At 53.6% G+C, this 19,030-nt stretch carries 16 protein-coding genes; 9 read left to right on the top strand and 7 right to left on the bottom strand.

Translation table 11 applies throughout. The features are described from left to right. The first annotated feature begins 4 nt into the window (after positions 1 to 4). On the top strand, positions 5 to 406 hold the full coding sequence (locus tag R3I13_RS21265; protein WP_346319989.1) for a deaminase: 402 nt from the start codon (positions 5 to 7) through the stop codon (positions 404 to 406). 59 nt (positions 407 to 465) lie between these two features. Here the strand turns inward: R3I13_RS21265 and R3I13_RS21270 are convergent, their stop codons facing one another. Together R3I13_RS21270 and R3I13_RS21275 are read right to left on the bottom strand one after the other, a co-directional pair. Further along, the gene (locus tag R3I13_RS21270; protein WP_346319990.1) at positions 466 to 1,512 is read right to left on the bottom strand and encodes an agmatine deiminase family protein; all 1,047 of its coding nucleotides are present in this window, start codon (positions 1,510 to 1,512) and stop codon (positions 466 to 468) included. Then, the gene (locus R3I13_RS21275; protein WP_346319991.1) at positions 1,509 to 2,387 is read right to left on the bottom strand and encodes a carbon-nitrogen hydrolase; all 879 of its coding nucleotides are present in this window, start codon (positions 2,385 to 2,387) and stop codon (positions 1,509 to 1,511) included. Before R3I13_RS21275 ends, R3I13_RS21270 begins: the two co-directional genes overlap by 4 nt. A 111-nt stretch (positions 2,388 to 2,498) precedes the next feature. On the opposite strand from R3I13_RS21275, the gene R3I13_RS21280 reads away from it, so the two are divergent. The 4 genes from R3I13_RS21280 to R3I13_RS21295 all read left to right on the top strand — a co-directional run bounded on the left by R3I13_RS21280 (position 2,499) and on the right by R3I13_RS21295 (position 6,643). Beyond that, a complete protein-coding gene (locus R3I13_RS21280) occupies positions 2,499 to 4,007 on the top strand; it encodes a histidine kinase (protein WP_346319992.1) in 1,509 nt (502 codons plus the stop codon). A 32-nt stretch (positions 4,008 to 4,039) separates the two neighbouring features. After that, positions 4,040 to 5,242 (top strand): DUF4407 domain-containing protein, encoded by a 1,203-nt coding sequence (locus R3I13_RS21285; RefSeq protein WP_346319993.1) that lies wholly within the window; start codon positions 4,040 to 4,042, stop codon positions 5,240 to 5,242. 20 nt (positions 5,243 to 5,262) lie between these two features. Continuing rightward, positions 5,263 to 5,964 (top strand): LytTR family DNA-binding domain-containing protein, encoded by a 702-nt coding sequence (locus tag R3I13_RS21290; RefSeq protein WP_346319994.1) that lies wholly within the window; start codon positions 5,263 to 5,265, stop codon positions 5,962 to 5,964. A gap of 202 nt (positions 5,965 to 6,166) precedes the next feature. Continuing rightward, positions 6,167 to 6,643 (top strand): DUF4920 domain-containing protein, encoded by a 477-nt coding sequence (locus R3I13_RS21295; protein ID WP_346319995.1) that lies wholly within the window; start codon positions 6,167 to 6,169, stop codon positions 6,641 to 6,643. A 66-nt stretch (positions 6,644 to 6,709) separates the two neighbouring features. Here the strand turns inward: R3I13_RS21295 and R3I13_RS21300 are convergent, their stop codons facing one another. Together R3I13_RS21300 and R3I13_RS21305 are read right to left on the bottom strand one after the other, a co-directional pair. Beyond that, on the bottom strand, positions 6,710 to 7,402 hold the full coding sequence (locus R3I13_RS21300) for an alpha/beta hydrolase (protein ID WP_346319996.1): 693 nt from the start codon (positions 7,400 to 7,402) through the stop codon (positions 6,710 to 6,712). Positions 7,403 to 7,685: 283 nt separating this feature from the next. After that, positions 7,686 to 8,075: a VOC family protein gene (locus R3I13_RS21305; RefSeq protein ID WP_346319997.1), complete on the bottom strand. Its 390-nt coding sequence runs from the start codon at positions 8,073 to 8,075 to the stop codon at positions 7,686 to 7,688. A gap of 183 nt (positions 8,076 to 8,258) precedes the next feature. Here R3I13_RS21305 and recQ point away from each other — a divergent pair, with 183 nt between their 5' ends. The 3 genes from recQ (at position 8,259) to R3I13_RS21320 (ending at position 11,919) form a co-directional block, all read left to right on the top strand. Beyond that, positions 8,259 to 10,430: a DNA helicase RecQ gene (gene recQ, locus R3I13_RS21310; protein WP_346319998.1), complete on the top strand. Its 2,172-nt coding sequence runs from the start codon at positions 8,259 to 8,261 to the stop codon at positions 10,428 to 10,430. Positions 10,431 to 10,538: 108 nt separating this feature from the next. Beyond that, on the top strand, positions 10,539 to 11,555 hold the full coding sequence (locus R3I13_RS21315) for a sugar phosphate isomerase/epimerase family protein (protein ID WP_346319999.1): 1,017 nt from the start codon (positions 10,539 to 10,541) through the stop codon (positions 11,553 to 11,555). A 28-nt stretch (positions 11,556 to 11,583) separates the two neighbouring features. Then, positions 11,584 to 11,919 (top strand): hypothetical protein, encoded by a 336-nt coding sequence (locus R3I13_RS21320; protein WP_346320000.1) that lies wholly within the window; start codon positions 11,584 to 11,586, stop codon positions 11,917 to 11,919. A gap of 104 nt (positions 11,920 to 12,023) precedes the next feature. On the opposite strand, the gene R3I13_RS21325 is transcribed toward R3I13_RS21320, so the two are convergent. Next, a complete protein-coding gene (locus R3I13_RS21325; RefSeq protein WP_346320001.1) occupies positions 12,024 to 12,800 on the bottom strand; it encodes a FecR domain-containing protein in 777 nt (258 codons plus the stop codon). Between the two features lie 206 nt (positions 12,801 to 13,006). On the opposite strand from R3I13_RS21325, the gene R3I13_RS21330 reads away from it, so the two are divergent. Next, the gene (locus R3I13_RS21330; RefSeq protein WP_346320002.1) at positions 13,007 to 14,188 is read left to right on the top strand and encodes a proline dehydrogenase family protein; all 1,182 of its coding nucleotides are present in this window, start codon (positions 13,007 to 13,009) and stop codon (positions 14,186 to 14,188) included. 158 nt (positions 14,189 to 14,346) lie between these two features. On the opposite strand, the gene R3I13_RS21335 is transcribed toward R3I13_RS21330, so the two are convergent. Continuing rightward, positions 14,347 to 15,639, bottom strand: coding sequence for a RagB/SusD family nutrient uptake outer membrane protein (locus R3I13_RS21335; protein ID WP_346320003.1), 1,293 nt, complete (start codon positions 15,637 to 15,639; stop codon positions 14,347 to 14,349). A gap of 26 nt (positions 15,640 to 15,665) precedes the next feature. After that, positions 15,666 to 18,632 (bottom strand): SusC/RagA family TonB-linked outer membrane protein, encoded by a 2,967-nt coding sequence (locus tag R3I13_RS21340; protein ID WP_346320004.1) that lies wholly within the window; start codon positions 18,630 to 18,632, stop codon positions 15,666 to 15,668. Positions 18,633 to 19,030 lie beyond the last annotated feature (398 nt).

Below are 19,030 nucleotides of genomic sequence, written 5' to 3' on the forward strand. Positions count from 1 at the left end.
AGCTATGAACAACGAGCATCAATTCTACCTGGACCGATGCCTGGAATTGGCCGAAGCAGCCAAAGCGGCAGGCGAAAGCGCGGTAGGAAGCGTTATCGTAAAAGACGGGCAGATCATCGGCGAAGGGATCGAACAAAGCAGGCAGCTGAAGGACGTTACGCGCCATGCGGAAGTAATGGCTGTGCTGGACGCGACCTTCAAAGGCTACCAGCTTGCAGGCGCCACGCTTTATTCCAATGTGGAACCCTGCCTGCTATGCACTTACGTGATCAGGCACCACCGTATCGGCAGGGTCGTGTTCAGCAAGCCCTGTGGAGAACTGGGCAGTACCAATCCCAGGTTCAACCTGCTCACAACAAACGAATTAGGCCCGAGGAGCAATGCGCCGGAAGTGATCATTCTCTGAAAGAAACCAAATAAAAAGGCAGCTTCGCGAAGCTGCCTTTTTCAATGTACCGGTAGGAACTATATCTCCGGCTCCTGCTGGCTCAGGCAGTGGAAGCTGCCAAGGCCCCAGATAATATCGGTGCTGTCTATACCCACCACTTCACGGTCTTTAAAACATTCCGCGATCACGCCCAACGCTTCATCGTCTTTTTTGCATTGAAAAGTAGGTACGATCACGTATTTGTTGCTGATGTAAAAATTGGCATAGGACGCGGGCAGGCGCTGGTCTTCAAACACAACAGGGTCGGGCATGGGCAGCGTTACAATGTTCAGTTGTTTGCCGTTGAGCAGGCGCATCTGTTGCAGCTGTTTGAGGTTTTGCCGCAGCAGCTCATAATTCTCGTCCTGTTTGTCGGTCTCTATCACGGTGAGCACCGTGTCTTCGTTCACGAAACGGATCGTATCGTCGATGTGCCCGTCCGTATCGTCGCCTATAATGCCTTCTTCCACCCACAGCACTTGTTCTGCGCCGTAGTACTGGTACAGGTATTCTTCCACCTGGCCGCGGTTGAGATGCGGGTTGCGGTTCTCGTTCAGCAGGCAACAGGTAGAGGTGAGAATGGTGCCTTTACCGTTAAATTCCACCGATCCGCCTTCCATGATAATGCCGGGATTGAACAGCGGCAGTTGATAATGGTTGGCAATCAGGGTGGGAATGATATCATCCTGGTCGAACGGCGGGTATTTGCCGCCCCAGGCGTTGTAATTCCAGTCCACCACGGCCTTTTTCTGTTCTGCGTTTGGGTTGATCAGGAATGCGGGGCCATGGTCGCGGCACCAGGCGTCGTTGGTGGCGTGGAAAAAGAATTCCACGTTTTGCAGGTTCACGCCCGCTTGCAGGAGATGCCCTGTGGCGAAGGTTTTCATGGCTTCGTCCGCCACGTTGATGCGCACTTTTTCACTGTCTGCCAGGTATTTTACAAACCGGGCGTAGTGCGGGAAAATGGCATGGATCTTCCCGGGCCAGCTGGCTTCTTTATGCGGCCAGCTCAGCCAGGTAGCGGTATGAGGATGGAATTCTGCCGGAAAATAATACCCTAGTTGCTTGGGAGTTGGCTGCGTCATGCTTCGTCGTCAATATATCTTTTGGTAATAGGTTGGTAGGAATCGATCCTCCTGTCGCGCAGGAAAGGCCAGTGGGTGCGGTAACGGTCCGTTTTATCAAGGTCCAGTTCCAGCACGGTCACTTCTTCCGCTTCGTGGGAGCCCTGGTGGAGGATGGAGCCGAAGGGGTTGGCAATAAAGGAACCGCCCCAGAACTTCATGGCGCCGTCCTGTTCAAAGCCCACCCTGTTCACACTCACCACGTGCACGCCGTTGGCCACGGCATGGCTGCGCTGCATAGTTTGCCAGGCATTGTATTGTTCCACGTTCGTAGCCTCGTCCTGGCTCGTAGCCCAGCCGATAGCGGTGGGGTAGAAAAGGATCTGCGCTCCCATCAGCGAAGTGATGCGCGCGGCTTCGGGATACCACTGGTCCCAGCAGATCAGCACGCCAATGGTGGCGAATTTTGTTTTAAATACTTTATAACCCAGGTCGCCCGGGGTGAAGTAGAATTTCTCATAATAAGCCGGGTCGTCCGGGATGTGCATCTTGCGGTATTTGCCGAGGTAAGCGCCATCCGCATCCAGCACGGCGGTGGTGTTGTGATACAATCCTTCCGTCCTTTTTTCGAAGAGGGAAGCGATGATCACCACGCCCAGCTCTTTGGCCACTGCGCCCAGCGATTCCGTGGAAGGGCCGGGGATGGGTTCCGCCAGTTTGAAGTTCTCATAATCTTCCACATCACAGAAGTACAGGGAAGTGAACAGCTCCTGGAGGCAGATCACCTGCGCACCCTTGGCTGCGGCTTCTCTCACTTTGGTGATGGCTTTGGAAAGGTTCTGCGCCTTGTCTGCAGAACAGCTCATCTGTACGTATCCGACTTTTACTTTTGCCATGGATGCAAAGGTATAAAAAACGCAGGGTTTCATACCATATTCCCCCTGTTTCATCCCATTTCGGTAAAAACCGGAGAACTGTTCACTAATATTGCATGAAAGAAATATTAAATGGAAAGAATCAGGAAAACGGAATTCTGGCTGGTTACCGGTATTTACCTGCTGGTGATATTCACCATGATATTCCCTTCCCTCTATACCGATGGGGCCGCTTATTCAGGCTGGCTGGAAGAACGTTTTTTGGTGAACAACATGGAGTTCGACGGCTTCATGCATTTCCTGATGCCCAAAATGCTGATCGCCACGGTGAGTTACCTCACTTTCGCCGCGCTCAACAACTGGCTGGTCCCTTTTTTCTTTGAAAAGAAAGATGGGCTGGCATGGGGTATTATCCTTAGCGCGGCCGTACTGCTGTTTTACTGGGGAATGCTGACGATCGCCTTCACCTGGCGCTTCGGGTATATGCTGGGATACCGCGGCCTGGGCAGTTTTTATAATCTTTGCGGCTGGCGCGCTTTTATCGTGACATTTACCGCTGTACTGTGTTACGTGGTATACCACCTGGTAAAGCTGCTGTATTTCGCATACCTGCACAATATACTGGTGGAAAAGAAGGTCTGGAAAAAAGCACCGCTCGACCTTGTGCTGCTGCTGTTCCTCTGGGTTTTCACCCTGTTTATTATGGTGGCAGACAACCGGCCGGCGCGTGTGCAGGTTGTTGGCTGGGGCGGCGCCGCATACATCATGGCGTACCTGGCTTATTGCCGTTACGTTTTCCAGCCGCTGCTCAGGAAGGAGCAGCCTTTCAAAAGACTGTTGCCCGTCCTGCTGCTAATACTGGTGGTATCTTCCTTGTTCGCCTGTATTACGATAGATATGGGTACGCGGATCGGTGGCATGACTTCCATTTACCTGCTGATCGTTTTTTGCAACGTGATGTTCGTGATACCCCTTGCCTGGGGAGTGTCATATACCCGTTTATCGAGAAAGAATGAGGTGTTGAACCTGGAGAAGGCATTGGGTCGTTCTTCCGCCAATCTGGACTTCCTGCGTTCCCAGATCAACCCTCATTTCTTGTTTAACGCGCTCAATACCCTTTATGGAACCGCTCTCCAGGAAAACGCGCCCCGCACCAGCGAAGGCGTGCAGAAGCTGGGGGATATGATGCGGTTCATGCTGCATGAGAACAACCAGGAGAAGATCGAGCTGGACAAGGAAGTGGGCTACCTGCAAAATTACATCGCACTGCAGAAGCTGCGCACGCAGGCTTCGCCGGACATCAAGATAGAAGTGAACATCAACGAAGCTAACTGTGAGCACGATATTGCGCCCATGCTGCTGATCCCTTTCGTGGAAAATGCTTTCAAGCACGGCATCAGCCTCCGCAACCGTTCCTGGATCGTAGTGTCGCTTTCCTGCGATAAAAACCACATCTATTTCGACGCGTACAACAGCGTGCACCAGAAGCCCGACAACGACCCGGAGAAACACAGCCTTGGCATCGGTCTTGCCAACGTGCGCAACCGCCTGCAACTGCTGTATCCCGGCCGTCACGAGCTGAGCATCCGCGAAACGGCCAGCGAGTTTTTTGTGCACCTGACCATCACCACCACCAAATAAATCCAGATCGTTCTATTCCTTAAACCGACACAATGAACCAACAGCAACAACCGGTCACCGCAGAGCAGAAACCCTATGAGCCGGATGGCTTCACCCGCTTCCTCTGGTGGCTGGCCACCGCCGATGCGGATATTCTTAAACAATGCCAGGCAGACCGCGAGCGGTACCGCATCATCGGCATCGCCGTGCTGGTTACCGGGCTGTTTGCCGCGTTGGCCTGGGGGTACTTCTTTTCCACTGTAGTGCAGGACGATATTGCCATCATCGGCCTGGCGCTTTTTTTCGGTTTCGCTATTTTGTCTATAGACAGGAGCCTGATCGCCGCCATGCACCGCAACGGCGGCAAACCGCAATTCATGCCCGTCGCCTTCCGCCTGCTGCTGGCCATTACCATCGGTTTGTTCATCTCACAGCCCGTTGTGCTCATGCTGTTCAAAAAGGATATCCATGCGCAGATGGTGCTGGACCGCCAGGAGAAAATGGACAAGTTCCGGAAGGAGCAAACCGAGTTCAACGCGCTCAAAACAAAAGATATCCGCCAGCACCTCGCCAACTACGAAAAGCAGCTGGTGCAGAAAGAAACGCAGGTAAAAGAATATAAAGACGGCTATATCCGTGAAACCGACGGTACCGGCGGCTCCGGGAAGATCGGCGAAATGGCCGTTGCCCGCGTCAAAAAAAGCGAGTACCTGAAGGCCGAGGAAGAATTGCGCAAGCTGAAAAATGAACTGGAGCCGCTGAAGCTGGAACAGGCTGAAAAGCTGGCGCTGATCAGGACGGAAGACAGCGTGAAAGAAGCAGCTTACCACGCCACGCTCACAGACGGGTTCCTGTCGCAGGTGGAGGCGCTGAACAAGCTCACAGACGAGCATCCCCCGCTAAAACAACGGTACCGCCTCATCGTATTCATCATCACCCTTATTGAAGTGATGCCCCTGCTCACCAAGCTGCTGATGCCCAAAGGCGAATACGACGCCCGCCTGGCCGCGCTTACGGAAGGCAGTGTTCAATCGTCTGAACTGGCGAAGGAAAAACAAAAAGAACTACAGGAGCACTACCACGAAGGAGCAGCGGCGGCAGACAAGGAAGTGATGGACCACCTGTTCCAGCTCACCGAAAGCCAGCGCCGCCGCGAGGCGGAGAGGCTGGTAAAGGATTGGGAACAGACGGATGGGCGGAGCTTCCAGCGGCTATGGGCCGCCGCGCGCCGTTTACTGCTCCTTCATAAAATGTAATTTGCCGTATCTTGTATAACATGACCATGACTGCCATTGCGATAGACGACGAGCCCGTTGCCCTGAGCGTGATACAGGCGCACGCGGCCAAAGTGCCATTTATGGAGCTGAAAGCCTTGTTCACCAATGCCTTCGAAGCCATGGACTTTCTCCGTAAAGAAAAAGTGGACCTCATTTTCCTGGACATCAAAATGCCGGATATTTCCGGGCTGGACTTCCTGAGCAGCCTACATGAGCCGCCCATGACCATCTTCACCACCGCCTATTCGGAGCATGCCGTGCAGAGCTTTGAGCTGGACGCGATAGACTATCTGCTGAAACCCTTTTCCCTGGCCCGTTTCCTGAAAGCCTGCAATAAGGCCCACAGCCTCATGCAGCTGAAGCAGGAGCGTGCGCAAAACCCCGTGCAGGCAGATTACATCTTTATCAAAAGCGGTTACGAGCAGCTGAAGATCCAGTTGCAGGATGTGCTTTACATCGAAAGCGCGGGCAATTACGTGAACTTCGTGCTGCCGGATAAAAAGCTGCTCTCCCGCCTGTCTATGCAGGAAGCGCTGGCCCTGATGCCTGCGGCCCGTTTCACGAGGGTGCACCGTTCTTATATTGTGGCAAACGATAAAGTGGACAGGATAGACCGGAGCTGCGTTTACATCCGGCAGGCCGTGATCCCGATCGGCGCGGCTTTTGGCGAGGCGGTGAACAGGATCGCGGGAGAAGAGTGATACCCCGGGAAAAAAACAGGCGCTGCAAAAGCAGCACCCGTGTCCTGTCAGTGTACTCGGTTTTAACACTTTCTTATATAGGATCCAAATTATAAACCTTTTGAGCAAAGTACAAATATATATTAAAATTATTTGCAAATTAAAATAATATTAATATAGTTGGATGCAGTGGAAATATCTATATTTGGACAAATACCTCCAGATGAAAAAGTTATATGTATTGTTACTGGGCGGCCTGTTATGCAGCACTGCAACGTTCGCCCAGCAGGAGATCGCCCCTGCCCAGCCTGGCGTAACCTATGGAAAATCCATCAACGCGGAAGCAGCGATCGGCATGGCCGACCTGGGCGCGAAATTGCAGGCCGATACGGCTTATACCGGTAAAATTGAAGGCAAAGTGGTGGAAGTATGCAAGAAAAAAGGCTGCTTCATGAAGCTGGAAAGGGCTTCCGGCGAACCGGTGATGGTGAAGTTCAAAGACTATGGTTTCTTCATGCCCCAGAACATCGTGGGCAAGACCGTGGTGCTGGAAGGCGTGGCCAAAGTAAATGAAACCTCTGTGGAGAGGCTGAAACATTTCGCGGAAGATGCCGGTAAAAGCAAAGAAGAAATTGCGAAGATCACTCAGCCAAAGAAAGACATCGTGATCGTGGCAGATGGTGTGGTAGTGGTGAAATAAAATATGTTTACAGTGCATGAAAGGCTCCCCGGCTCAACCGTGGGGCCTTTTTTCATTCCAGGATGCTCATAACATCATAAAACTCCGTATCTCCCACAACAGCAACGCGTTATTCACCTTGTCCAGCGGATGTTTGGTATCCGGCAGCACCGCCATGGAAGCCTGTGGCAGGCTTTTGAAGGCGGCCAGCGTTTCTTCGATGCCCACCATGGCGTCGCGGTCGCCCACCATCAGCCGTACGGGGATATTGATCCCCGCGAGGTTTTCTTTGGTGAGCAGGGGATGGGTGCCCAGGGCGGTCATGAGTCCTGCCGTGGCGGTCAGCAGGTTCTTCCAGCCTTCGTCTCCATGCAGCGCCGCAAGCTGCTCCGCGAATGCCGGCGCTTTCTCCAGTAAAAATGCGGCATCCAGCTGCCGGGCTTCTCTGGCGGCTGTTTCGGGCGACCAGTTGAACTTGGTGGCCAGTGTTTGCACCCGCCCTACGGCGCCCGGCGCCTGCAGGGCTGCGCGCAGGGCTACGTAGCCGCCCATGCTGTAACCGAATACCGCCACCGGCCCGAGCTCTCTCGCGCGGATATAATCCAGCAATTGCGCAGTATATAATTCAATGCTCAGCGGTGCTGCCGGTAACGCCGTACCCCCGTGACCGTGAAAGTCGAAACGGTGAATAGTGTATTGCTCATTTAAGACGGGAACGATAGGATCAAAGTGCCGGGATGCGCCAAGAGCGCCGTGTAACAGCAATAAGGCTGGCTTCATGAAACAACGGGGTTTTTAAAAAAGACTTAGAATGTTGGCTAATTTACTTATATTTATTGTAAATCTGGACTTGCTATCTCCCAACACCGATCTCATCTATTTTATATAAAACGTATTTCCGTTTATAAACGCATTGTCCTCGAAAACCCTACCGGCGCAGAAGGAAAGTGAGTAAAAATGGATAATATCCGCAGCGTGCGCGCTGCGGTTTTTTTTTTGCATAGCCGTACCCGGAGCTTGCAGGAAGCTCTTTTTTTATGTAGGAAATACGATGAAATAAAGATCAGGCGCTCGCCCTGATCTGCTCTCCGAATTGCAGCAGGTACCCGTTGTTGTCGTAGATACCAAATTCGCGCATCCCGTAGTCGAAATTCTGTACGGGGAAACATACTTCGGCTTTGTCTTTCACTTTTTCCCATAGTTCATCCACGCCTTCCATATGTATATAAATGGCGCCGGTAAACACAGGCTGGTCGAAAGGATCTTCGCTGCCAAAAGGGAATTTGGCCTGAGGGTGTACCAGTTGCATGGTCACCTGGTCTTTTTTGATGGAAGCAAATTTCCATTGCTCGTCCATCGTTTTACAGGTGAAGTCCAGCACGTTCACATAAAAATCGATCGTTTCCTGCAATAAAGGAGTAGTTAATGTCGGGATTGCGGCCAGCAGTTCCATACTTGCAATATTGTTTTGGGTTAAAGGTGAATAACAGTTGTAATATGACAGTTATGACAGTTGAATAAAATGACTCTCTTTATAAATGTAATAAATTATTCTGCATCATAATTGCTGTTCCATTAATTTTTCTGCACATCGCTTTATCCTATATTTGTCCCGGAGGCAAATTCAGTTCGGGCTATGCAGCAATCATCTTTGTTAACACTATTAAAGCATCATTTCGGTTACACGCATTTCCGCCATAACCAGCAGGCAATCATAGAAAACGTTCTCGCAGGGAAAGACACCATGGTGCTGATGCCCACCGGGGGCGGGAAATCCATCTGTTACCAGCTGCCAGCGCTCGCGCTGGACGGGGTGACGGTAGTGGTATCTCCCCTCATAGCGCTGATGAAAGACCAGGTGGACGCGCTGAAGCAGAACGGCATCGCCGCTGCCTTCCTCAATTCATCCCTTTCCATGGCGGAGCAGCAAACCGTTATCCACCAGCTGCGCACCGGGCAGCTGAAGCTCCTGTATCTCGCGCCGGAGCGGCTTGTAGGCGAAGGCAACTTCATGGCCCTGCTGGCAGAAGTGAAGGTGGCGCTCTTTGCGATAGACGAAGCACACTGTATCAGCCACTGGGGGCACGATTTCAGGCAGGAATACCTGGCGCTGGGCCAGCTGAAAGACCGCTTCCCCCGCACGCCCGTGATCGCCCTTACTGCTACGGCAGACGGCGTTACGAAGCAGGACATCCTCGAAAAGCTCAACCTCCGCGGGTACACCGTATTCGAAAATTCCTTCAACCGTCCGAATATATTTTACGGCATCCGGCCCAAACGCAACCACTACGACCAGTTGCTCACTTACCTGGGTGAGCACCGGGACGACAGCGGGATCATCTACTGCCTGTCCCGCTCCTCCACCGAATCCCTTGCGGCCGACCTCCAGGCCGAAGGCTTCTCCGCCGCGGCATACCACGCGGGGCTGGAGCGGAACGTGCGCGAAGAACGGCAGGAGAAATTCCTGCGCGACGAAGTGCGCATCATGGTAGCCACCATCGCCTTTGGCATGGGCATCAATAAAAGCAATGTGCGTTTCGTGGTGCATGTGGACCTTCCGAAGAACATCGAAGGGTATTACCAGGAAACAGGCCGCGCGGGCCGCGACGGGCTGGCCAGCGAAGCCATCCTGTATTACGGCGCCGGCGATGTTTTTAAAATGAAACGCTTCGCCAGCGTGGAAGGCAACGAAGAGCAGAGCGCCGTGATGCTCAAAAAGCTGGAACAGATGGCCGGCCTCGCCGAAACCCGGCAATGCCGCCGCCGGTACCTGCTGCAATATTTCGGGGAAGATGCGCCGGAACATTGCGGCAACTGCGACAATTGCCTGGGCCAGTATGAACGGGCAGACGGCACCATTGCCGCGCAAAAGCTCCTGAGCGCCGTCTACCGCCTCCAGGGCCGTTTTGGGCTCAATTACGTGGTAGACTTCCTGAGGGGCAGCACGACAGTCCGCGAAGCGCATAAGGAACTTAAGACCTACGGCATCGGGAAGGATATTTCAAAAGAACAATGGAAACAATACGCCCGCGAGCTGATACAACTCGGCTATCTCCAGCAGGCAGCGGGCGAATATCCCCTGCTGCAGCTCACCGATACCAGCTGGCAGGTGCTGCGCGGGGAAGATAAAGTGGAATTCACCGTGGCCGCCGCAGGCAAAGAGCAGCCTGCCGGGCCTGCGCCTACCAAACAAAGCGCCGAGATCGCACACCCCGCACTGTTCAACGACCTGAAACAATTGCGCCGGCAGATAGCGGACCGCGAGAATGTGCCGCCTTACATCGTGTTCTCCGACGCTACGCTCGCCGAGCTGGTGGCTTACCTTCCCGTTACGAGAACAGACATTTCCCGCATCTCCGGCTTCGGCGATGTGAAGCTGGCCAAGTACGGCGATCCCTTCCTCGACGCGGTGCAAACCTATTGCCTGCGGAATGGCCTCAGCACGCAGATACATCTTAAAGCGGCCAAACAGCGCCCGAAAAAAACGGCAAGGCCCGATGCGGGCGGCAGCCAGCGGCAGAGCCTCCAGCTTTTCCTGGAAGGCAATGCCATCGAAGAAATTGCCGCACGCCGCAGCCTGGCCGTGAGCACTGTGGAAAGCCACCTGAGCGAATTCATCCGCAAAGGCGAGCTGGACATCCGCGATGTGATACCCGACGAAAACCGCCTGGCCCGCATCCTGAAAGCAGTGGAAGACACAGGCGGGTATTCCCTGGGCACCGTAAAAGAAAAGCTGGGAGACGATGTAGGCTACGGCGAGATCAAGGCTGTGCAGAATTATTATCACTGGTTGCAGGAGCAGGCATGATAATTTTAACTTTTTTTCAGTACTTTGTTCAATGCTTCCACGTTTCATACGTTAAGCGTATATTCTTTACAGTTATGAACTCATTACAAATCTCAAACTCTTAACACAATGTCATCATCCACGAACCGCAGACATTTCCTGCGCCAGCTGGGCCTGGTAACCGCAGGCGCAGCATTCGGCCCCGCATTTCTCGCAGCCTGCAACAGCGGCGGCACCAACGGGGGAACTGATACCAGCAAGACCGATACTACCGGCACAGGTGGCGGCGGTACCGCGAAAGACCTGTTCTTCAAGATCTCCCTCGCTGAATGGTCCTTCCATAACGCCCTGTTTTCCGGTAAAATGACCAACCTGGATTTTGCGGAGAAAGCCAAAAAAGATTATGGCATCACCGGCGTGGAGTACGTGAACCAGTTCTTTAAAGACAAAGCGAAAGATAAAACATACCTCACCGAGCTGAAAAAACGCGCGGACGACAATGGCGTTACCAGCGTGCTCATTATGTGCGACGGCGAAGGCGAGCTGGGCGACCGCGATATCAAGAAGCGCACACAGGCTGTAGAGAACCATTACAAATGGGTGGAAGCCGCGCAGTTCCTCGGTTGCCATTCTATCCGCGTAAACGCTGCGGGCGCGGGCACCGAAGAAGATGTGAAAAAGGCCGCCATCGATGGCCTCAGCCGCCTCACAGACTTCGCGAAAGATTTCAACATCGGCGTGATCGTGGAAAACCATGGCGGTTATTCCTCCAACGGCATCTGGCTGAGCGATGTGATGAAAGGCGTGAACAAACCCGGCTGCGGCACCCTGCCGGACTTCGGGAACTTCTGCGTAAGGCGCCAGAAAGACGGCGATTACAGCACGCCCTGCGCTGAAGAGTACGACCGATACAAAGGCGTTACCGAGTTGATGCCCTTCGCCAAAGGCGTAAGTGCCAAAAGCCACGATTTTGATGCACAAGGCAACGAAACGCACACCGATTTCCGGAAAATGTTGGAAATTGTGAAGGCCGCCAACTACAAAGGATTTATCGGCATAGAATATGAGGGCAGTAAAGACAGTGAAGAAGTTGGCGTGCGCAAAACCCTGGAGCTGCTGAAAAGAGTAGGCCAGGAGCTAAGCTAAACAGGGCAAATCCCGTAAATGATCGTATATGGAAACATCTCCCAATGGAATGACCACGCTGAGCGGCGTGATGGAAGTACTGAAAGAACGCGGTGTGGATCATGAGCTGCGGCTGCTGGAAAACGGGCAGCTGGAAGACCAGGATTCAGGCCGGGTATACAACCCGCAGGGCATGAAGATCATCCGCAGCTACCGCTTCGAGGGCGACAGCAATCCCTCCGATTCCGCGGTGCTGTACCTGCTCGAGAACGCAGACGGTTTCATCGGCTACATCATCAATGCCTATGGCGCTTACGACGATTATGAAGGGGATCTTTTTGATAACCTGATCAGGAACCTGCCGGTGGAAGAACGCGAGTTCTGAAGCCCGGGCTTAAAAATAAAATGCCGGTTGTCTGCTTCGCACAACCGGCATTTCTTTTTTTGTTGCGGGTCAGCAACTATCTAGGATATGGAAATTCCTGAAGTTCAGAATTTGATCACCACTTTATCGCGGGTGATGCGGTAGGTGAAACCGATGCTGTCTCCCAATGTAGCCAGCAAATCCTGTACCGAGTCATTATTGAATACACCGGTGATGTGTTTGCTGCGGCCGCTGCTTCCCCGCATTTCCATTTCAACCCCAAACCAGTCTTCCATCTTCTTTAACGCTGCGGGCAGCGGTGTGTTGTTGAAAACCAGCTTTCCCTGCAGACAATCTTCCTGCTCGGCCAGTTCAAAGGTCTCTTTTTCCATGAGGTCTATACCCTTGTTGGCCAGCACGCTTTGCCCGCTGGTCAGTTCTTCTATGGCATTGTCTGTCGGGGAATGGTAGCTTTTGCCCACGGTGGCCTGCCCGCTGAGCACCAGGCAATACGCGCCGCTCTGGCTTTCCAGGGAACGGAGGCGGAAAGTGGCGCCGGGCGTGCGGGTTTTGAGCTTATCCGTTAAAATGACCATCTCCCCGCCGGCAGCCGGCACGGAAAAGAACGCTTCGCCATCCAGCACCAGGGTGCGGGTTTGCGGGAAGCCTTCCGGCATATAGAGCTTTGAACGGGAGTTGAGGATCACGAGCGTGCTGTCTGGCAGCTTCACCTCTTTGCGCTGGCCGTAGCCGCTCTGGTAGGTAATGTACCGCTTGCCGGGCTCCAGCATTACGGAGCTGCGCTGGTGGCGGCCTGCCACATAATACAGCGTGCCGGCTGCTATGAGCATAACGACGATCAGCGTAAGGGCAACGGGTTGCCAGTTACGCCGTTTTTTCATATACAGTGGAAGCCTTGGCCGCCGGAATTGCGTATGTGCTGCGCTCATGGTTGGGAATACGGATTTTGGTGTAACACTGTCCCGGGATAAATATAATAAAAAAAACACCAGATCACAGTAGCTCTTTCTGCTTGTATGTCAGAAAACTATCATGAGTGAACGGACTTTTTTGTTAAACCAGCAGCAGCCCCTTAACTTTGCCCGCCATGGAAAAGCAGCAACCACCATTAACATTCGAAAACACGGCCATCGCATTCGAGCATATGTCGGATAAGGCATTGAAGCGGGCCAATTTCCTGTTCAGTAATATCGGCAAACCCTGGCTGGTGAAGCTCGGAGCATTTGCGACCCCTCTTGCTTTCAAACTGCGCCTGCCTGTTAAAGGCATCATCAAATCCACCATCTTCAACCAGTTCTGCGGCGGCGAAACCCTCGAAGAAGCCGTGAAGGCAGCGGAAGAGCTGGGCCGCTTCGGCGTGGGCGTGGCGCTGGATTATAGCGTCGAGGCCGTAGAAGGGGAAGATAACTACGACAATGCCGTGCCGGAATTCCTCCGTGCCGTTCAATATGCTGCAGGCAAACCGCATATCCCTTTTATTCCTATCAAGGTGACCGGCTTCGCCCGCTTCGGGCTGCTGGAAAAGATGCATAAAGGCGAAACGCTCACGCAGGAAGAAAAAGAAGAGTTCGAAAGGGTGCGCAAACGCATCCATGCCATTTGCGCCGCTGCGGCCAAAGGCAAAGTGGGCGTGCTGGTAGACGCGGAAGAATCCTGGGTGCAGCAGCCGGTAGACGACCTGGCCGATGAAATGATGAGCCTGTTCAACAAAGAAATGGTGATCGTGTTCAATACTTTCCAGATGTACCGCCACGACCGGCTGGACTTCCTGCACCAGAGCCTTGCAAAGGCCAAAACCGCGGGTTACCTGCTGGGCGCCAAGCTGGTGCGCGGGGCGTATATGGAAAAAGAAAGGAAACGCGCAGAAGAAAATGCTTATCCATCGCCCATCCAGCCTAATAAGGACGCGGCGGACGAAGATTATGACGCGGCAGTGCGCTTTTGTCTTGATAACCTGGAGCACCTGGCCGTTTTCATCGGCACACACAATGAGGACAGCTGCATGCTGGCGGCCCGCCTGCTGGACGAGAAAAATATCCCGCACAACCATCCCCGGGTAAGCTTTTCACAGCTTTATGGCATGAGTGACAATATTACCTTCAACCTGGCGCATGCGGGTTACCGCGTATCCAAATACCTGCCCTACGGCCCCGTGAAGGACGTGGTGCCTTACCTGATCCGCCGGGCGCAGGAAAACACCTCCATTGCCGGCTCCATGGGCCGGGAGTTGAGCCTGATACGGAAAGAAATGAAACGCAGGGGTATTTAGCCCGCCGGGATAATGTAACATTTTGCCGGTTGTGCCCGTTATACGGGTTCAACAACGCAAATTACCAACGCATTATAACCGGGAACCAAATACTGCTATGCAAAGAAAAAAGCCGCTCCTTACCAGGGGCGGCTTTTTTATTCCCGTCAGATTGGCTGTTATTGGTTTGTTTCCGGCAGCGGGATGGGGAATTTATCCCACACTTTATCCTGCGGCCGGTCGTTGGGCAGCTGGTTCAGGCGGTTGTAACGCCGCATATCTATCCAGCGGTGGCCTTCTGCAAACAATGAATACCGGCGCTGGTTCAGCATTTCAGTGATGAGGGCGGCCGGGGTGATAACGCCTGCATATACGGGCAGGTTGTGCTTCGTCCTGATCACATTCAGCGCCACAATGGCGTCCGGGATCTGGTTCAGCTGGATCTTCGCTTCCGCGTAGATCAGGACCAGTTCTTCGTTCCGGATGATATAGATAGGCGCGGTGTTGCTGGTATGGATCCACACATCGCGGTTAGACACCAGCCCGTCCAGTGAGGCAGCGGCGGACCTGAGCGAGGCTTTGGCAAGGCGGTCGTCTCCCGCGGCTATCTGTGCGGCATACGAAGGATGGGCCAGGCGTTGTTCGCCGGCGTTGTTCTGCGGCAGGAACACCGGGTTCAGTATGTCGCCGGAATTAGCGCTGAAGATGTGTACATACCCATTGTATAACGGGCCGTTCAGGTCAAAGAAAGATTCGTTCAGCGCAGTGAGCGCGGCAGCCCATTGCTGGCGGTATACCGCCACACGCGCGGCCAGCGCGCGGTTGAAGCGCAGGAGCTTAAGAGGCGTCACGTCTGCCACGATAGACACCGGGAAAGTGATCTCGCTCCCTGTCAGTTCTGTTTTCCCCTCGTCCAGCAGTGCGGCAATATCTGCAAGGCTTTCAGGGTAACCTTTGATCGGCCCGAGGTTGTTCGGGTCTTTTACGTCTGTACGGATGCCGTTGGTATACTGCATGTTGAGCGTGATCAGCAACTGGTAGGCCATGATCGTTTTGGCGTAACCCAGGTATCCTTTTTTCTCGTTGGCGGAAAGCCTGGTGGAAGCGTTCACCGCGTCTATCAGCGTATTGGCCTGCCTTACCACCCGGTAGCGCGATGCCCAGGGGTTGGTGGTGTAAAAAGTATTGTTGTCCAGCCCGGTGCCGCCCATCAGTTCCTGGGTGTATCTTGGTTCGGAGCCGGAGAAACGGTATATCTCGCGGCCTTGCAGACCGATAGCGTCGAAATACGTATTCAGGGTAAAGCGCATGCCCGATTCCATGGCTACCGCCAGGTTATCGATCTGCTCCTTGCTGCCGTTGGCGATGATCTGGTCTGCCACCGGTGTGTTCAGGTTAGGTATCTCGCCCTTCTGGCAGGCCCCCAGGCCGAGCATCATTGCGCTAAACAGTAATATGCTATGTTGTTTCATAATGATTCTTTTTTAGGTTGAACGGATCAGAAAGTAACGCCCAGGTGAAACATTGCCCGCTTGGAAGCCGGGAACGGCGTTACTTCCACCCCGGTGCTGATGCCGTTGCTGCCACGCGCCGTGGCCGTGGAAATGGTGTTGCTGCCGAAGTTGGATGACTCGGGATCGTAACTTACATAGTCCGTCCAGGTGAACCAGTTGTTCGCGGATATGCCCACGTTCACAGCGGAAATGACATTGTTCTTCGGGATGGGAATGTTGTAATACAGGCCTATCTCACGGATACGTACATACGAAGCATCCTGCACCCTTACGCTGGCATCCCTGTTGCCGGCGGCATTCATCCTGTCCACCCCGTCTTTCACGCCGTTGCCGTTCTTGTCATCATCGTAATCAAACGAAGTCTGGAATATGTCGGACAGGTACTGGGTCAGGTTGATGTTGTCACCGCCTTTTTTCCAGTGCAGCATTACGCGAAGGCTGAAATTGGTGAGGAACGTGACGTCGTTGTAAAAGCTCAGCTGGAAATCCGGCTCTGAATTGCCCAGCACGCCCACGCCTTTGTTGCCGCCCAGTGTGCCGATGATCTGCGTGGCCGATTTGCCTTCTTCAATGAAGAAGTTGCCCAGAGTATTGCCGAACGCGCCCAAGGGGAAAGCAGGAATAGTAAGCTTGGTCACTTCTGAAGTGTTCTTCCAGAAATTCAACTGCGTATTCCAGCGGAAATTTTTACTGTTCACAGGAATGGCGCCGATGCCGATCTCCACGCCTTTGTTCTGCAGGTCGCCGCCGTTCACCCATTGCTGGGTAAAGCCGCTGGACGATGGTACGTTCCTGCGCAGCAGCAGGTCGTAGATCTTTTTGTTGTAGTAGGTGGCTTCCAGTGAAAGGCGGCCGTTGAAGAAGCTCACGTCGAGCCCTGCTTCCAGTTCTGTCTGGCGTTCCTGCTCGATGTCAGGGTTGCCAAACTGGTTATCTACAAAAGAGCCTGGCTGCCCGCCGATGTTGCTGGCGGTAAGCGCCAGGAATTTCGCGCCGTAAGGCGCTACGTTGCCCGCCTGGCCGTAAGCCGCGCGCACCTTGAAGCTGTTGATGGACTGGATGTTCCAGAAATCCATCTTGGCAAGGTTCCACGAAGCGGCTGCTTTGGGCAGCACGTAGTATTTTTTATAATCGCCATTGTTGGTACTGCGGTCGAAACGCACGCCGGCGCTCAGGGTGATCGCGTCCATGAGCAGCACTTCTTCCTGGATGAAGATGCCGTTGTCGCGGTACTTCTGGCGGAATTGCTGCAGCTGAGAGCTGGCGGCCTGGTCCACGTTGTTCTGGTCCGGTATCAGGTTGGTGGCGATAGACAGGATGTGGTCCAGGTAATTGGTTTCCAGCGTGGCGCCTAAGGATGTGGTGAAGTTCAGGTTCGGGTTCGGCGCGAAACTATTCACCAGTATGCCTGCCAGGTTAGTGTTGAGGTTGTTGGTATTTCCCTGGATGGAAGCGCCGTTGAGCTGGCCTTTCATGAACTGCAGCGTACGGGGGAAAATGGCTTCGGTCTTGAGGTTGAAGAAGTCTATGCCGCCGCGCACGATCAGCCTGGTGTTGGTGCGGTCGTTGGAATGCAGGGTGGCCTTTACTTCGCCGCCGGTGATCACGCGGTTGGTGGTCTCGTTGTTCCGCATCTTGTCCCTCGTTTCAAGCGGGTTGGCTGCTGCGGGGTTCACGGGATAGTTGCCGAGCGCATCGGGGTGCAGGTCGAGGTATTCCGGGATAGTAGCCAGCGACACGCCGTAGGTAACGCTGTTGTTGTCGTTGTTGGTGAGCCCGCGGTCTGCGGAAGTATTCATATAGGTTGCGCGCAAAGCCAGGCTGATGCGGTCGTTCAGCTGGTGGTCTATATTCATGCGCACAGAGTTGTTCAGGTATCCGCTGTTTTTGACGATGCCTTCTTCGCTTTTGCGGTTAGCGGAGAAGTACATGCCGGTGCGTTCTGTGCCGCCGTTCACGCTCACGTTCGTGTTGGAAACGAGGCCGGTTTCGCCGTACATCTCTTCTTCGTAGTCGTAGAGTTTGCCTGCGTTGCGGGCTGCGATAAACATATCCCTTTCGGTAGCACCGCCTCTTTCGAACGCGGTCTGCTCGGTGAAACGGCGTACGCCCAGCAGCTTGCGGGCTTTGGCAAAACCAATGTCCTGGCGTGCGCGCACGATGGTGCGCCCCAGGCTGGTGCCTTTTTTGGTAGTGATGAGAATTACGCCTGCCGCTGCTTTGGAGCCGTAAATGGCGGCTGCGGAAGCGCCTTTGAGTATTTCAATGTTCTCGATATCGTCCGGGTTGATGTCTGCCACGCGGCTGGACGGGTTGTCCTGGTTCTGCGGGTTGCCCGCGGTAGCCGCGCCGGTGATGAGGTTGAGACCGGCGGGCACGCTGATATTGGAAATGAACACACCATCTACCACGTACAGCGGTTGCGAGTTGCTGAAGATGGAGGTCACGCCGCGCATTTTTACTGAAATGCCGCCGCCGGGCGCGCCTGAACTGGCGGTGATCATTGCCCCGGGTATCTTGCCGCTCAACGCCGCGTCGAAGGTGGGCGCCGGCGCTACGCCGTAAAGTTGTTTGGCTGAAATGGTGGCCACGGCATTGGCAAGATTGCTTCTTTTTACAGAAGTGGCCAGGCCGGTGATCACTACTTCATCGAGGTTGGCGTAGTCTTCCGTGAGGGTAACATCCAGCGTTGAACCGCTGGCTACCAGGTTCTGTGTTTTGTACCCGGTGTAAGAGAAAATAAGTGTGCTGCCGCCGGGCGCTTCGATGGAATACCGGCCCTGGGCATCCGTAACGGTGCCCCGGTTCGTCTGCTGAAGCCTGACGGTAACTCCGGGCACGGGGTTACCGGAAGCGTCAGAAACTTTCCCGGTCACTCTAAGCTGGGCCGCTGCCGCAATGGAAATGCACAGCAGCAATACCAGCAATGTGAATTGTTTGGTCAGATACATGTTCTGGCGATTTAGAGGTTTAAGAATGATTACAGGTTGATAAAAAAAATCTTAAGAGCATGGCTTCGGGTAAGGCAATACAATGCCGAGCCATGCTTTAATGTGGTACATTTTGTTGCATGATAAAAGAGTTTAGAGGTTGATAAATTCATTATCAACTGCAAGGCCAGATGGGAAAGTTCTGCATTGTTGTGTCAGCTCTTCAGGCTCCGGGTTTCTATATTCTCACGTGTTCGTTCTGCTGCATGGTCTGACCCTGCAACGGATAATTTAGGGTTGATAATAAACGAGTAGTGCCTTTTTTCTTTATAAGCGTTTAGATTTATAGTTAGTGCCGTGATTTTGTTGATATGGTCTTATATAATATCGCAGATTAACGAAATTTGCCGGAAAGTAGA

This window comes from Chitinophaga sp. YIM B06452, assembly GCF_039655965.1.
Taxonomy (GTDB): domain Bacteria; phylum Bacteroidota; class Bacteroidia; order Chitinophagales; family Chitinophagaceae; genus Chitinophaga.

Bases quoted from the DNA above. Each gene is read 5' to 3' on its own strand.
- R3I13_RS21340 (WP_346320004.1), bottom strand. From the start codon at position 18,632: ATGTATCTGACCAAACAATTCACATTGCTGGTATTGCTGCTGTGCATT.
- R3I13_RS21295 (WP_346319995.1), top strand. From the start codon at position 6,167: ATGAAAAAGTTATATGTATTGTTACTGGGCGGCCTGTTATGCAGCACT.
- R3I13_RS21325 (WP_346320001.1), bottom strand. From the start codon at position 12,800: ATGAAAAAACGGCGTAACTGGCAACCCGTTGCCCTTACGCTGATCGTC.
- R3I13_RS21330 (WP_346320002.1), top strand. From the start codon at position 13,007: ATGGAAAAGCAGCAACCACCATTAACATTCGAAAACACGGCCATCGCA.
- R3I13_RS21285 (WP_346319993.1), top strand. From the start codon at position 4,040: ATGAACCAACAGCAACAACCGGTCACCGCAGAGCAGAAACCCTATGAG.
- R3I13_RS21275 (WP_346319991.1), bottom strand. From the start codon at position 2,387: ATGGCAAAAGTAAAAGTCGGATACGTACAGATGAGCTGTTCTGCAGAC.
- R3I13_RS21280 (WP_346319992.1), top strand. From the start codon at position 2,499: ATGGAAAGAATCAGGAAAACGGAATTCTGGCTGGTTACCGGTATTTAC.
- R3I13_RS21320 (WP_346320000.1), top strand. From the start codon at position 11,584: ATGGAAACATCTCCCAATGGAATGACCACGCTGAGCGGCGTGATGGAA.
- R3I13_RS21270 (WP_346319990.1), bottom strand. From the start codon at position 1,512: ATGACGCAGCCAACTCCCAAGCAACTAGGGTATTATTTTCCGGCAGAA.
- R3I13_RS21315 (WP_346319999.1), top strand. From the start codon at position 10,539: ATGTCATCATCCACGAACCGCAGACATTTCCTGCGCCAGCTGGGCCTG.
- R3I13_RS21300 (WP_346319996.1), bottom strand. From the start codon at position 7,402: ATGAAGCCAGCCTTATTGCTGTTACACGGCGCTCTTGGCGCATCCCGG.
- R3I13_RS21290 (WP_346319994.1), top strand. From the start codon at position 5,263: ATGACCATGACTGCCATTGCGATAGACGACGAGCCCGTTGCCCTGAGC.
- recQ (WP_346319998.1), top strand. From the start codon at position 8,259: ATGCAGCAATCATCTTTGTTAACACTATTAAAGCATCATTTCGGTTAC.
- R3I13_RS21305 (WP_346319997.1), bottom strand. From the start codon at position 8,075: ATGGAACTGCTGGCCGCAATCCCGACATTAACTACTCCTTTATTGCAG.
- R3I13_RS21265 (WP_346319989.1), top strand. From the start codon at position 5: ATGAACAACGAGCATCAATTCTACCTGGACCGATGCCTGGAATTGGCC.
- R3I13_RS21335 (WP_346320003.1), bottom strand. From the start codon at position 15,639: ATGAAACAACATAGCATATTACTGTTTAGCGCAATGATGCTCGGCCTG.